Below are 13638 nucleotides of genomic sequence, written 5' to 3' on the forward strand. Positions count from 1 at the left end.
CGGTACGGCTACCGAGGGTTCTAGAGAATCGCGCCGGGGGCGTAGGCAGCGGCCTCGGGGTGCTCCTTGAGCAGCACCTCGATCTGCGCGACGACGGCGGCGACCTGGTCACCGGCCGCGCCCGTGAACGACAGCTTGTCGGCCATGAGCTCGTCGAGCTCGGCGCGATCCAGCGGAATCCGCGAGTCCGCGGCGAGCTTGTCGAGGAGTTCGTTGCGCTCGGCGCCCTGCTCGCGCATGGCGAGCGCGGAGGCTACGGCGTTCTCCTTGATGGCCTCGTGGGCCTCCTCGCGGCCGACGCCCGCACGCACCGAGGCCATCAGGACCTTGGTCGTGGCGAGGAAGGGGAGGTAGCGGTCCAGCTCACGCGCGACGACGGCCGGGAAGGCGCCGAACTCGTCGAGCACGGTCAGGAAGGTCTCAAGGAGCCCGTCGAGCGCGAAGAACGCGTCGGGCAGGGCGACACGGCGTACGACCGAGCAGGAGACGTCGCCCTCGTTCCACTGGTCGCCCGCCAGCTCGCCGGTCATCGAGGCGTAGCCGCGCAGGATGACGGTGAGGCCGTTCACGCGCTCGCAGGAGCGGGTGTTCATCTTGTGCGGCATCGCGGACGAGCCGACCTGGCCCGGCTTGAAGCCCTCGGTCACGAGCTCGTGCCCGGCCATCAGACGGATGGTCTTGGCCATCGATGAGGGCCCGGAGGCGAGCTGCACCAGGGCGGTGACGACCTCGTAGTCCAGGGAGCGCGGGTAGACCTGGCCGACCGAGGTGAAGGCGCGGTCGAAGCCGAGGTGCCCGGCGATCCGCTGCTCCAGGTCGGTCAGCTTCTCGGCGTCGCCGCCGAGCAGGTCCAGCATGTCCTGCGCGGTGCCGACGGGGCCCTTGATGCCGCGCAGCGGGTAGCGGCGAAGGAGGTCGTCGACGCGGCGGTACGCGACGAGCAGCTCGTCGGCGGTCGTCGCGAAACGCTTGCCCAGGGTCGTCGCCTGCGCGGCGACGTTGTGCGAACGGCCCGCCATGACCAGCTCGGCGTACTCGCCCGACAGCTTCCCGAGCCGCGCGAGCACCGCGACGGTGCGATCGCGCACCAGCTCGAGCGAGAGCCGGACCTGGAGCTGCTCCACGTTCTCGGTCAGGTCGCGCGACGTCATGCCCTTGTGGACCTGCTCGTGTCCGGCGAGCGCGTTGAACTCCTCGATGCGGGCCTTCACGTCGTGGCGCGTGACCTTCTCGCGCTCGGCGATCGACGCGAGGTCGACGTCGTCGATGACGCGCTCGTAGTCGGCGATGGCGGCGTCCGGCACCTCGATCCCCAGGTCCTTCTGCGCCCGCAGGACGGCGAGCCAGAGCTGACGCTCGAGCTTCACCTTCTGCTCGGGCGACCAGAGGGTGGCGAGCTCGGCGGAGGCATAACGCCCGGCGAGGACGTTCGGGATACGGGGCTTTGCAGGCGCGGCAGTCACGTGTCCTGAGTTTACCTGCCGTCCGACCTGGCCTTTGACCGTCCGTACAGTCAGGGAGATCCGGGCCGTTGGAGCATCCTCCAGACCGCTCCCGTGATCGCTTCCGCTTCTCGTGATCCACGTACGTCTAGGCTTCACGGCATGGAGCAGCGCGAGATCATCCAAAGAGTCGTCGGCATCCTGACCGAGGCGATCGAGATGCGCCGACAGGTACGGGAGAACCCGGAAGGCGAGGTCGAACCCAGCGGCGCGGTCGGCACGATGCTCGAGGAGATGCTGCCGCGCATCGAGATCCCCGCCGATGCCACCCCCATCGAGGTCGCCGAGGTGGTGGGCCGGGAACTGAGCCCCGTCATCGAACAGATCACCTCGGCCTTCGCCTTCTCCTTCGCGCAGCTCGCCGAAGCCCACGACGAGGGGCGCACCGATGTGACGTCGGCGGACGTGCTGCAGTCCATCGCGCTGCACTTCGAGGACGAGGTGGAGGAGTAGGGCGGGTACGCGGCGCCGCGTACAGGCTTACGCGCGCGGGTCGTCCCCGTACGGCAGCAGATCGGGCCGCTTGGCCGGGAGGCCGTCACCGGAGGAGCGGCCCGTGAGGCGGCGGCCTATCCACGGGACGAGGTGCTGGCGTGCGAAGCGGACGTCTATGACGCGGCGCGCCGCCCAGTTCGGCGGGGCGGTGGCCGGGAGCACGGAATTCCAGTCGTCCTCGGGGGCGTAACCGAGAGACTGCCACACCGCTTCCGCGACCCTGCGGTGGCCCTCGGGCGTCAGGTGCAGCCGGTCGACGTCCCACATGCGCTGGTCGCCGAGCACGGCCGATCCGTACAGGTCCACGACCGTGGCGCCGTGGCGCGTCGCCAACTCGTCGATGTGGACGAAGAGTTCTTCCATGCGCGGGCGGAACCGCTGGAACACGGGGCCGTTCCGGCCGGGGCTGTGCATCAGGACCAGCTGCTCGCACGCAGGGGCGAGCCGTTCCACCGCCTCCTCGAGGAGGTCGCGTACGCGGACCATGTCGCACTTGGGGCGCAGCGTGTCGTTGAGGCCGCCCACCAGGGTGATCACATCGGGCTTCATGGCGGCCGCGACGTCCACCTGCTCGGCCACGATCTGCGCGATGAGTTTCCCGCGCACCGCGAGGTTCGCGTACCGGAAACCGGGGGACACGGCAGCCATCCGGGCGGCGAGCAGATCGGCCCAGCCGCGGTAGCTGCCGTCGGGCAGCAGGTCCGACATGCCCTCGGTGAAGGAGTCGCCGACGGCGACGAGACTGGTGTAGTTGGCATTCATCTGCATGGCGGGAGCGATCGTACATGGAGCTTCGACCCTTCGCCGTGGCGGATGCGGCCACGGTCGCGTCCTGGCCGGCCTCCGTCGGTGAGGTGGCCCTGTGGTGCGGCCTCCGGGACTTCCCGGTCGCCGCGCGGGTGGTCGCCGAGTGGCAGCGGGACGGGGATGTACGGGGTCACGTGCTGGTCGAGGGGGAGCGCCTTCGCGCCTACGGGGAGGTGTGGTGCGACGAGGAGGAGGACGAGGCGGAACTCGCCCGGATCATCGTGGCCCCCGGATTCCGCGGGCGGGGCGTCGGGCGCCTGCTGGTGCGGGGCCTTGCCGAGCTGGCCCTGCGGGTCGGATACACGGAGATCTTCATGCGCGTGCATCCGGGGAACGCCGCGGCCCTGCGCTGCTACCGAGGGGCAGGGTTCCTGCCCGTCGACCCCGCTCTGGCCGCGGAGTGGAACAACCCGCAGCCGGTCAGCTATGTGTGGCTCCGTCGCGCGGACGAGGGTGCGGGGGCGGGCGCGGGGACCAGGGCCGCTGTGCCGTGAAGAAGCGGGGACCAGGTCCTCTACGCCGTGAAGAAGTCGACGAGCGCGCGGGCGATCCGGCCGGGCGCCCACCTTCTAGAAGTCGTCCTCCTCGCCCTGCGCCGCCGTTTCCGGGCGCATCTGGGCACCACGCCCGGCGACTACCGGCGGGCCTTCGGTGAGAGCGGGACAGCGCAGAGATCCAGTCGCCGGTCGGGCCATGGTGTGGAACGGTAGAAAACGCACTAAAAGCCACTCATGGTGAACCTGGCGAGAGGGGAATCTCATGTCATCGAAGCGACGCCGCAAGAAGAAGGCACGCCGCAAGCACGCGGCCAACCACGGGAGCCGACCCCAGTCCTGACCCTCGACCCACCGCCGCCCTCGCAACCGGTTTCTGTGTGATCTCGTCAACAGCCTTGCCACCTGGGCTGACGGGTGAACAATGGTGCAATGTTGGAGTTGTTGCGAGAAGTCGGCGTGGAGCTGCCGGGCGGCGCGGGACTGTTGAAGTTCGGGATGACACCCGGCGAGATCCTGGAACTGCTGCCGCCCGACAAAGTCACGCACCACCGGCAGTGCATGGGGCTGACCCTGGGCCAGTACGCGGAGCTCCGGCACGCGCACGACGCCTGGCTCGGCGGCCTCCTCTTCGAACCGGACTGGAGCTTCGGCGCCGAGTTCGACGGCGTCGTCCTGGGATTCGGCGGTGGCGGCCCGGGTGCCACGGACCGGCTGGCCCGCGTGGAGATCCAGGCGCGGGCCCAGGCGGACGGCAGGGGCGGCAAGGGCGGTGCGGAATCGACTCCGGTGGCCTGGGACGACATCGATCTGTTCGGTTATCCCGCTGCCGAGATCGTGGCCGTCCTGCCCGGACTCGCCGCGGCCTCCGACGAGCCGCCGCCGGCCGAATTGGCGGTGGACGATCTTGGCCTGCGCCTCTCGCGGGCAAGGCCCACGGTGGAGCACTGGGAGCGGGTGACCCTCTTCGGGCCCGGATCCGGAAGCTGGGGCGCCTGTTGCGCGGGCGGACTCGTCTGCGCCGAGCAGGGGGACGGCCTCGTGGGGATCATGTACTGACGGGCCGCCTGAGGGCGGTACCGACCGGCTGCCCGAGGGCGATCACGGCTGCGCGGCCGTGGCGTTCACCGGCTGTTGGAGCAGCAGGCGCAGACCGACGACGACCTGCGTGCCCTGTGGGAGGAGACCCGGGTGCGCCCGGTCCACCGGTCGGTCGGCCCGCTACATCCGGCGGCTCGCGGCCGAGGGCAAGGCGCGGCCGGTCGCCGATCCGCTCGCCGTGGCTCGCGCCTACGGGCGCGACACCGACGCCAGGTAGTCCCACGCGGCCCGCGCCGTGAACTCGCCCTGCCCGCCCCGCAGCAGCAGATCGGCGGACGCGAACGCGGGTGCGTCCGTGTGGGCGGTGACGTACGGGATCGCGATGCAGCGCATGCCGGCCGCGTGCGCCGCCGTCGCGCCCGGGGCGGCGTCCTCGAGGACCACGCAGTCGGCCGGATCCGCGCCGATGAGCGCGGCCGCGGCGAGGAAGACATCGGGCGCGGGCTTGCCCCGCGCGACCTCGTCGGCCGAGACGACCGTGGTCACAAGCGCGTCGAGGCCGGTGCCCGAGAGGATCGCGTCGATGGCCGCGCGCGAGGACCCCGAGGCCACGGCCATCGGCACCCCTGCTCCGTGCAACTGCTCCACGAGCTTGCGCATCTCCGGGAAGACGTGGGTCTCGGCGCGGGCGAGCACGAGATAGCGCCGGTCGAGTTCGGCGAGCAGTTCGGCCACCGGTACGCCGATGCCGTACCGGTCCCGCCACGTGGCGAGGGTCTCCTGGGTGCCGATGCCGACGTAACTCTCGTTGTCGGCCCAGGTGTACTCGATGCCGTGCTCGGCGAGCAGCTCGCGCGAAGCCTCGTAATAATTCGGCTCGCTGTCCACGAGTGTGCCGTCGAGATCGAAGATGACCGAGGTCCTGCCGAAGGTGCTCATGCACTCCAGCATGCCAAAGCCGCAGATCACCGCTGCGCGGCGGAGACCCGGCCGATCGACTCGACGAGGGGAAGGAGCCGGTGCGGGACGCGCTCGCGCAGCGCCATCTCCGTACGGGTACGGACCACGCCCGGCATCTGGATCAACTGCTGGACCACGTCCTCAAGGTGACCGTTGTCCCGGGCGACGACGCGGGTCAGGAGATCGCCGCCACCGGTGATCGAGAAGGCCTCGATGATCTCCGGCACGGCGGCGAGCGCGTCGCCCACCTCGTCCAGATGCCCCTGGGTGACCTCGATGTGCACGAAGGCGAGCACCGGGTGCCCGAGCGCGGCAGGCGAGAGGGACGGCCCCGTCCCGGTGATCACCCCGTCCCGCTCAAGGCGGTCGAGCCGGGCCTGCAAGGTGCCACGGGCGACACCGAGCACCCGCGCGTACTCACGGACGCTGGTGCGGGGCTGCTCCAGGAGGAGACGCAGGATGCGGGTGTCGAGTTCGTCGACGGCCATGGTGCGGGGTCTCCCTGGTGCGAGGGGCGAACCTTGCGACTGTACCAATGGTACGGTCCGGCGCGTCTGGCCTTGGCCTTCTGGCCAGGCGGAACACCCTGACGCGATGCCCGGCCGAGCAACTCGACCAGGGCCTCGCGGCGCTGAAGATCTCGCCCTTCGGTATCAGCGGCGCTCGGCGTGGCTGCTGTCCACCGTCCGGCCGGAATCGGCCGGACGGCCCTGCTCCGCGGGAGGCAGCATCCGCTCGGTGAGCAGTGCCCCGAACGCGGTGACGGTCAGCAGCCCGCCCACCAGGAAAGTGGCCCGCACGTCCCAGGCGGGCAGGACGAGGCCGCCGAGCAGCGCTCCGCCCGCGACCCCGGCGTTGTAGGCACCGGAGTTGGCCGCAAGGGCGATTTCGGTACGGCCGGGAGCGAAGCGCAGCATCTGGTTCTGGGTGGCCATGAACACCGGGCCGAGCGAGCCGCCAAGGAGCGCCAGGCACGCGACGGCTCCGGCCGGGGCGGTACCGAACGCGTAAAGACCCAGCATGCCGGCCGCCTGGGTGGCCACGGGAACGACCAGCGTGCCGCGCGGATGGCGGTCGAGGAGCGGTCCCGCGATCGCCACGCCGACCACGCCCGCGATGCCGGAGACCATCAGCAGAGCGCTGACGGAGGTGTCGGAGAAACCGCTCACGTCACCCAGGAACTTCACGAGGTACGTATAGCCCGCGAACGCGCCCGTGACGGACAGGGCGGTGGTCGCAAGGACGATCCTGAACCGCCGCTTGTCGGGCGCCGAACCGTAGGCCGCGTGCCCCTCCTCCGGACGGGACGTGGGCAGGAGAACAGCGATCGTGACGAGGGAGACGAGACCAAGACCGGCCAGCACGACGAGCGGGACCTGCCACGCGCTCTGCTGCCCGAGCCACGTGCCGAGCGGGACACCAAGGACCAGGGCCAGCGAACCGGCCACCGAAAGCACCCCGATCACCCGCCCCCGGACAGCCGGTGGGAACAGGCCGACCGCCACCGGACCCATCACCGCCCAGAACAGCGCCTGGGCGAGCGCGGTCACAAGGCGGGCGACCATCAGCAGCCAGTAGCTGGAGCCAAGCGCCGAGATCAGGCTGGACAGGACGAGCGCGGTCAGCAGCACGGTGAGCACATGGCGGCGCGGCATGGACCGGGTGGCGTGCGCGAGAGGCAGGGAGACCAGGGCGACGGTCAGCCCGTAGCCGGTGACCAGATAGCCCACCGCCGAGAGGGACACCTGCACGTCGGCCGAGATGAGCTTGAGCAGCCCGATCGGCAGGTTCTCCGTGGTGTTGAAAGTGAACGCGGCCAGCATCAGGGCCGCGAGGACGGCCAGCCTGTGCCAGCGAGCCGACGGTGCTGTTGCCACGCAGCCCCTCCTCGCTTTCCTGCGTCGATCACCCTCCCCTTGACCATACGCACAACTCATGTGCTTCTTGCGCCACTTGAGGCCACACGTCACTGGATGTGGATCGCCCGTACGGCCTCGATCAGCGCCGTGACTCCCCGTTCGGCCTTGGTACGCGGGCATCCCACGTTCAGGCGCAGGTGGCCGGGGGAGCCGTATGCCGTGCCGGGCATGATGGCCACCTTCTGCGTCTCGATCAGCTCACGCTGCAGCGCCTCGTCGTCCACTCCCAGGGGGCGTACGTCGATCCAGGCGAGGTAGCCCGCCTGTGGTGGCGTCCAGTGCAGGGCCGGGAAGGCCGTGTTCAGGCGGTCGGCGACAAGTCGGAGGTTGCCGCGCAGATAGGTGCCCAGGGAGTCCAGCCATGGGGCTCCCTCCCGGTAGGCCGCGATGTGCCCGACCAGCGAGAGCACCGCCGGGGACGAGAGTCCGTCGGCCTCCTTGAGGTGACGCAGGTACGCGTCGCGTGTCCCGGGGTCGCCGATGATGCCGTAACTGCCGGTGAGGGCCGGGATGTTGAAGGACTTGGACGCCGATGTGACGATCGCCCAGCGCCCACCGCGGGCGCCGTGCAGGGCCCATGGGCGGTGTACGTACGGCGGGTGCGCCAGGTCCGAGTGGATCTCGTCGCTGATCACCGCGACGCCGTAGCGCCCGCACAGCTCCGCGATGCGGTCCAGCTCTGCCTCCGTCCACACGTGGCCCGTGGGGTTGTGGGGTGAGCACAGGAGCAGGACCGACGTGTCCGGCAGTGCGAGCAGCCGTTCCAGTTCGGCCCAGTCACCGAGCGGGCAGCCGAGCAGCCGTCGTTCCTGAGCGGCGACGGTCTTGGGGAAGGCGTCGTACGCCGGTGTGTGGACGACGACGCCGTCGCCGGGTCGCGACCAGAGCCGCAGGAGCTGGGCGATCTGGTAGATCACGGACGGGCCGTAGACGATCGACTCCGGAGCCACCTCCGTCGCGTGGCGTGTGCCGTACCAGTCGACGATCGCGGAGAGGAAATCGGCCTGGCGCCAGCGGGAGTAGCCGAGCACGCCGTGGTCCAGACGGCCGCGCAGTGCGGAGAGGACCTCGGGTGCCGTCTCGAAGTCCATGTCCGAGATGGTGAAGGGCAGCAGGTCCGGAACGCCGAAGCGGTCCTCCACGTAGTCCCACTGCGTGCACCAGGTGCCGTGCCGGTCGACGGGTGTGCCGAAGTCGTAGCTGTGGTCGTGGCCGGGGTGTCGCACCTGTCAGCCCACCCGGACCATCGACGCGATCGCGTCCTTCACCGACTGCACCTGCGGGCCGATGATGACCTGCACGTTGTGCGCGTCGAGCTTGATGACGCCGACCGCGCCGAGCTTCTTCAGGCGGGGCTCGTCGACCTTTTCGGCGTCCTCGACCGTCATGCGCAGGCGGGTGATGCAGTTGTCCAGGGTCTGGATGTTCTCGGCGCCGCCGATCGCGGCCAGGATCGCCACGGCGTCGTACTTCCCGGCTATCAGCTCACGCGGAGCCTCGTCCGTGCCGTCGGGGTCGGCCTTCTTCTCTTCCTCCGTGGCCTCGTCCTCCGCGGGCTCGTCGCGCCCCGGCGTCTTGAGGTCGAAGCGGACGATGGCCCAGCGGAAGAGGAAGTAGTACGCCGCGAACCACACCGCCGCGATGACGGGTATCAGGTACCACTTCGTGGTCGTGCCCTGCAGTACGCCGAAGACCAGCCAGTCGATGACGTTGCCGTCGGTGTTGCCGATGAACACCCCGAGGACGGCAGCCGTCAGGAATCCGAGTCCGACCAGGACGGCGTGGATCAGGTACAGCCACGGCGCGATGAACAGGAACAGGAACTCGAGCGGTTCGGTGATGCCGCCGACGACGCACGCGACGACGCCGGAGATCAGGAGCGCCTTGATCTCGGGGCGCATCTTCTTGTTGGCGCAGTGGTACATCGCCAGGGCCGCGCCCGGCAGGCCGCCGAGGTAGACCGCCATCTTGCCCTGGGACAGGAAGTGGGTGGCGTTGGTGACCGCGTCGCCGGGCGGGTTCGAGCAGTTGAGCTGCGCGTAGAAGAGGTTGAGGGCGCCGGAGAGCTGGTCGCCGCAGACCGCGCCCGAGCCGCCGACGTCGGTGAAACGGAACATGGCGACGAGGATGTGGTGCAGGCCGATCGGGCGCAGGAGCACCTCGCCCATGCCGAAGAAGAAGGGGCCGAAGACACCCGCGTGACCGATCGCGCGCCCGAGGTCCGTGATCCAGCCGTTGAACGTCGGCCACACCAGCGGGATCAGCAGACCGAGCAGGCTGAGCGTGAGCGTGGAGATGATCGGCACGAACCGCAGACCGCCGAAGAAGGCGAGCGCGTCCGGCATCCGCTGAGCACGAAAGCGCTGGTGGAGCACGCTGACAACGATGCCAACAGCGACGGCGCCGAGCAGTCCCGTATCGATGGACTGGATGCCGATGACGTCGGCGATGCCGTAGTGGGCGATGACCTTCTCGTCCTCGAGGTCCACGTCCTTGGCGGTGAGGTAGAAGTTCACCGCCAGGTTCATCGCGGCGAAGCCGACGAAACCGGAGAACGCCGCGACGCCCTTGTCCTCGCGGGCCAGGCCCAGCGGGATGGCTATCGCGAACATCACGGGGAGGAACTTGAAGGCGACGAGGCCGGTGCTCGCCATCCACGTGAAGACGAGGTGGAAGCCCTCGCCCTGGAGGAAGGTCAGGTTGTCGGTGACGGCGTCGCTGGAGAGCGAAGAGCCGATGCCCAGCATGATGCCGCAGAACGCGAGCAGGGCCACCGGGAGCATGAACGTCTTACCGAGGCCCTGGAGGAATTCCCAGAGCGCGGACTTGGTCTTCTTCATGTGTGCGGGTCTTTCGGGCCTGAGCGGAGGCGTGCAAGTGAGATGACCGGCCCCACGGGCGCGCGGGTCTGGACGGCGGCCGGTCACATGCTGCACGCAAGGGTCGCCTGCTGATCAGCGTGGAAGGCCCACCGATCCACGCCGAAGGTCGATCGATCCGCCCGGACGGATGAGATCACAGCAGCTCGGGCGCTGTCCATGGGGTACGAGAGGGCGGCCATGGGGTACGAGAGGCCGGGACCCCGCCCCCCCTCAGGCGCGCCGCCGTCTCAGGCGTCCCGCATCCGCAGCACCGATCCACCCGCGACGAGCGCCGCGCCCGCGTACGCGGAGAGCACCCCGATCCCCGCCCACGGCCCGATCGGCAGCTGATCCAGATCGACGGTCGCCTGGATCGCGAGTCCGGCCGTCGCGGGGGTCGCCCGCCGGGCGTACTCCTGCCAGTCGGGGTCGGCGAGCAGCCCCGCGAGCAGCGGAAAGGCGTAGAAGAGGCCGAGGACCGAGGTGACGGCAGTCGCCGTGTCGCGCAGCGCGGTGGCGGCGCCCAGGGCGATCAGGGCGGCCAGCGTGAGGTAGAGGACCGTGCCGAAGGCCGCGCGCAAGGTCGGCCCCTCGGTGAGGCCCGGCGTCACGAAGCCGTCGGCGGAAAGCAGCACGCGCCCCGCGAGGAGCGAGCCGAGCACCCCGACGGCACTGGCCGCCGCCGTCAGCGTGCACAGCACCAGGGCCTTGGCGGCGAGCAGCCGTATGCGGCCCGGCTCCGTCGTCAGCGTCGTACGGATGGTGCCCGTGCCGTACTCGCCGCTCATCGTGAGCACCGCGAGGACGACGACCGCGCCCTGACCGAGCCAGACCCCCGTGAGGCTGAGCTTCACGGTGTCCTCATGGCATTCGGCGGGCACCGGGCAGTCCCCGGTGGTCAGTGACGCGGCGGTGGCCGCGCCCGCGAGCACGGTCAGCGCCACCACGGCGAACAGGAGCCACCAAGTGCTGTGCAGCGTACGGAGTTTGGTCCACTCGGCGTGTACGGTCCCGAGCGCGCGGCCGTCCCGCGCACGGACATCGAGGCCGTTTCGCACGAGGCTCTTCACGCGTCCCTCTTCCGGATGCGCCACACCGCGATGCCGAGCACCACGACGGCGTACGCGGCCAGCGTCGCCAAGCCGGCCCACGGGCCCTGCGGATAGCAGCCGTCCTCCGGGAGGCACAGGCTCGCCACCTGGTCGTAGCGTGGCGTCGTCTCCTGGATCGCGAACCCCGCGACGGGCGTGAGGCGTTGCAGCCACTGCGAGAGGCCGAGCGGCAGCACGCTGACCAGGATCAGGGGCAGGACGATCACCACGATGACGGTGGTGATCGCGGCGGCGGTGTTGCGCAGCAGCGATCCGAGCGCCATGGCGAGTACGGCGACCAGGGCGAGCAGAGCCGCCGTGCCGAGCACCGCGCGCAGAGCGGGACCGTCGCTCAAGCTGATCTCGGGGAACCGCGGCGGCTTGTGACCGTTGTCCCGCAGTACGGGCATGCTGAGCAGGAACGAGGCGAGGGCCGCGACGAGCCCGGCGGCGAAGGCGGCCGCGCCGACCACCACTGCCTTGGCGACCAGGACCCGGCCGCGCCGCGGACTGGCCACGAACGTGGTGCGGATCATGCCGCGCCGGTACTCGGCGGTGATGAACAGGACACCGAGCGCGGCGATCAGGACGAGGCCGAGCTGGGAGCCGTTCAGGGCGGTCGCGACGAGATCGGGCTGCATGGGGGCGCCCGGCGCGATGTCGCCGGAGCCGGTGAGCGTGAACGTGCCGCCGGAACGGCTGAGTTCACCCTGGTCGCCGTTGGCCTGACCGACGTCGGTGCGATGCCAGTCGCCTCCGCTCGCCGCGCCCTTCACCGTTACCTCGTCGAAGCGCGCGGTCGAGTGCGACGGATCGTCGCTGATGGAGACATTGCCGAACTCGCGTTTCATGGACTGGACGTTGGGCGACGCCACGAAGAGCCCGACCGGAACCGCGCCCGTCGACTTGTCGAGCTCGGAGGTGCCGATCTTCTGCCAGTCGTTTCCTTCGGCCGACGTGTACGCCGTGATCGTGGCGCCCGCCCGGATCAGCCGCAGCCAGTGCGGCTTGTCCGGGGACGCCGCGCCGCCCGCGACGTCGTGGGTGAAGTCGTCCTGGAACCGCACCCCGTGCCCGGGGGTGACCATCAGGGCCGCGTAGTCGGAGCCGCTCTCGGTGTTCTCCTTGACGAGCACTCCGGCCTTGGCCCACTCGGGCGCCCGGCCTGGGTTCACACTGCTGGGTCCCGTCACCCGCGCCGTGACGCTGCCGTCGGCGGGGAGCGTGCGGTGCACGAAGGTGAAGTCGTCACGGACGTGTCTGCCGGGGCCGCCGGACGCGGACGAGCCGCCGCCTGCCTCGACGTCGACTCCCGAACTGGACGCGGAGAAAAGGGAGATGAGAACGGTTACCAGAACAGCGGCAAGCAGGGTGAGGCCCCAGCGGCGTACGGTGCGCAGCTTGGTCCACTCGGCACGAAGGAGCTGCGCGAAGCCGTCGCGGCCGACCACGACCGTGCCCGGACGGCGAGGAGGGGTCTCGGTGACAGTCATCGCGTGCCCTCCTCGACCGGGTGCTCGGCGGCGAACTCCACGTCGTTCCTCGTCAGTTCCATGTACGCCTCCTCGAGAGTGGCCCGGTGCGCGGCGATCCCGGAGAAGGCGACTCCGGCGCCGCCGAGCAGTTCCACGACCCGTTCCGCTTCAAGACGGGAGACGGTGAGCGTGTCGCGTCCGGTGGCCGCGACACTCGCCCCGGCGCCCGACAGGACGGTCATCGCCGTCGTCCGTTCGGCTGTCCGAACCTCGACGCGGTCGCCGGACGCGGCGGCGAGGAGCTCTCGTACGCTCGTGTCGGCGATGACGCGTCCGCGGCCGACCACCACCAAGTGGTCGGCGGTGTCCTCCAGTTCACTCATCAGATGACTGGAGACGAGCACGGCGCGGCCCTCGGCCGCCAGGGACTTCAGGAAGCCGCGGATCCACCGGATGCCTTCGGGGTCGAGCCCGTTGACGGGCTCGTCGAAGAGCAGCACCGGCGGATCGCCGAGCAGGGCCGCCGCGATGCCGAGGCGCTGCCGCATGCCGAGCGAGTACCCGCCCGCCCTGCGCCGCGCGGCCTGGCCGAGTCCGACGAGGTCGAGGACTTCGTCGACGCGCCGCACCGGAAGCCCGTGCGAGTGCGCCATCCACAGGAGGTGGTCGCGCCCCCGGCGGCTGGGATGCACGGCGGCCGCGTCGAGCAGCGACCCGACTTCGAGCAGGGGCGTACGCAACGCCCGGTAGGGACGGCCGCCGATGAGGGCGGTGCCCTCGTCCGCGGAGTCGAGGCCGAGGACGATGCGCATGGTGGTCGACTTGCCCGCGCCGTTGGGGCCGACGAACCCCGTGACCTGCCCCGGCACGACGGTGAAGGAGAGGCCGTCCACCGCGGTGACCGACCCGAACCGCTTGCGCAGTCCCCGCACTTCGATGGTCGCTTCGCCGCCATCGCTTGTTGCTGTGATGCCATCCATGGGAAGCGAGATT

Annotated in this window: 13 protein-coding genes; 3 read left to right on the plus strand and 10 right to left on the minus strand. The window is 70.2% G+C overall.

All coding sequences use genetic code 11. From position 1 onward, the window contains the following. Positions 1–20 precede the first annotated feature (20 nt). Positions 21–1463, minus strand: a complete 1443-nt coding sequence (gene purB / locus ACWFRJ_RS36770; protein ID WP_453541225.1) for an adenylosuccinate lyase — start codon at positions 1461–1463, stop codon at positions 21–23. A 141-nt stretch (positions 1464–1604) separates the two neighbouring features. Between purB and ACWFRJ_RS36775 the strand changes: the two genes are divergently transcribed. Beyond that, a complete protein-coding gene (locus ACWFRJ_RS36775) occupies positions 1605–1955 on the plus strand; it encodes a hypothetical protein (protein ID WP_389905531.1) in 351 nt (116 codons plus the stop codon). Between the two features lie 27 nt (positions 1956–1982). Here ACWFRJ_RS36775 and ACWFRJ_RS36780 read toward each other — a convergent pair whose 3' ends face one another. Next, positions 1983–2765, minus strand: coding sequence for an SGNH/GDSL hydrolase family protein (locus ACWFRJ_RS36780; RefSeq protein WP_453541229.1), 783 nt, complete (start codon positions 2763–2765; stop codon positions 1983–1985). A 17-nt stretch (positions 2766–2782) separates the two neighbouring features. Between ACWFRJ_RS36780 and ACWFRJ_RS36785 the strand changes: the two genes are divergently transcribed. Continuing rightward, positions 2783–3298, plus strand: coding sequence for an N-acetyltransferase family protein (locus ACWFRJ_RS36785; protein ID WP_453541232.1), 516 nt, complete (start codon positions 2783–2785; stop codon positions 3296–3298). Positions 3299–3730: 432 nt separating this feature from the next. Beyond that, the gene (locus tag ACWFRJ_RS36790; RefSeq protein ID WP_453541235.1) at positions 3731–4357 is read left to right on the plus strand and encodes a hypothetical protein; all 627 of its coding nucleotides are present in this window, start codon (positions 3731–3733) and stop codon (positions 4355–4357) included. Between the two features lie 231 nt (positions 4358–4588). Here ACWFRJ_RS36790 and ACWFRJ_RS36795 read toward each other — a convergent pair whose 3' ends face one another. The 8 genes from ACWFRJ_RS36795 to ACWFRJ_RS36830 all read right to left on the minus strand — a co-directional run bounded on the left by ACWFRJ_RS36795 (position 4589) and on the right by ACWFRJ_RS36830 (position 13625). Continuing rightward, complete coding sequence (locus ACWFRJ_RS36795) at positions 4589–5278, minus strand: HAD family hydrolase (RefSeq protein WP_453541238.1); 690 nt, start codon at positions 5276–5278, stop codon at positions 4589–4591. A gap of 26 nt (positions 5279–5304) precedes the next feature. Further along, positions 5305–5787 carry an Lrp/AsnC family transcriptional regulator gene (locus tag ACWFRJ_RS36800; protein WP_453541241.1) on the minus strand — a complete coding sequence of 161 codons (483 nt, stop codon included), beginning with the start codon at positions 5785–5787 and terminating at the stop codon, positions 5305–5307. Positions 5788–5952: 165 nt separating this feature from the next. Next, positions 5953–7176, minus strand: a complete 1224-nt coding sequence (locus tag ACWFRJ_RS36805; RefSeq protein ID WP_453541244.1) for an MFS transporter — start codon at positions 7174–7176, stop codon at positions 5953–5955. Positions 7177–7265: 89 nt separating this feature from the next. Further along, on the minus strand, positions 7266–8444 hold the full coding sequence (locus ACWFRJ_RS36810; protein WP_453541247.1) for a MalY/PatB family protein: 1179 nt from the start codon (positions 8442–8444) through the stop codon (positions 7266–7268). Positions 8445–8447: 3 nt separating this feature from the next. Beyond that, positions 8448–10058, minus strand: a complete 1611-nt coding sequence (malX, locus tag ACWFRJ_RS36815) for a maltose/glucose-specific PTS transporter subunit IIBC (RefSeq protein ID WP_453541250.1) — start codon at positions 10056–10058, stop codon at positions 8448–8450. 269 nt (positions 10059–10327) lie between these two features. Further along, positions 10328–11149: an ABC transporter permease gene (locus ACWFRJ_RS36820; RefSeq protein ID WP_453541252.1), complete on the minus strand. Its 822-nt coding sequence runs from the start codon at positions 11147–11149 to the stop codon at positions 10328–10330. Continuing rightward, positions 11146–12663, minus strand: a complete 1518-nt coding sequence (locus ACWFRJ_RS36825; protein ID WP_453541254.1) for an ABC transporter permease subunit — start codon at positions 12661–12663, stop codon at positions 11146–11148. Before ACWFRJ_RS36825 ends, ACWFRJ_RS36820 begins: the two co-directional genes overlap by 4 nt. Beyond that, on the minus strand, positions 12660–13625 hold the full coding sequence (locus ACWFRJ_RS36830; protein WP_453541257.1) for an ABC transporter ATP-binding protein: 966 nt from the start codon (positions 13623–13625) through the stop codon (positions 12660–12662). Before ACWFRJ_RS36830 ends, ACWFRJ_RS36825 begins: the two co-directional genes overlap by 4 nt. Positions 13626–13638 lie beyond the last annotated feature (13 nt).

This window comes from Streptomyces sp. NPDC055239, from assembly GCF_053606205.1.

Coding starts and splice junctions, on each gene's coding strand:
- ACWFRJ_RS36775 (WP_389905531.1), top strand. CDS start 1,605: ATGGAGCAGCGCGAGATCATCCAAAGAGTCGTCGGCATCCTGACCGAG.
- ACWFRJ_RS36780 (WP_453541229.1), bottom strand. CDS start 2,765: ATGCAGATGAATGCCAACTACACCAGTCTCGTCGCCGTCGGCGACTCC.
- ACWFRJ_RS36785 (WP_453541232.1), top strand. CDS start 2,783: ATGGAGCTTCGACCCTTCGCCGTGGCGGATGCGGCCACGGTCGCGTCC.
- ACWFRJ_RS36790 (WP_453541235.1), top strand. CDS start 3,731: ATGTTGGAGTTGTTGCGAGAAGTCGGCGTGGAGCTGCCGGGCGGCGCG.
- ACWFRJ_RS36795 (WP_453541238.1), bottom strand. CDS start 5,278: ATGAGCACCTTCGGCAGGACCTCGGTCATCTTCGATCTCGACGGCACA.
- ACWFRJ_RS36800 (WP_453541241.1), bottom strand. CDS start 5,787: ATGGCCGTCGACGAACTCGACACCCGCATCCTGCGTCTCCTCCTGGAG.
- malX (WP_453541250.1), bottom strand. CDS start 10,058: ATGAAGAAGACCAAGTCCGCGCTCTGGGAATTCCTCCAGGGCCTCGGT.
- ACWFRJ_RS36825 (WP_453541254.1), bottom strand. CDS start 12,663: ATGACTGTCACCGAGACCCCTCCTCGCCGTCCGGGCACGGTCGTGGTC.
- ACWFRJ_RS36830 (WP_453541257.1), bottom strand. CDS start 13,625: ATGGATGGCATCACAGCAACAAGCGATGGCGGCGAAGCGACCATCGAA.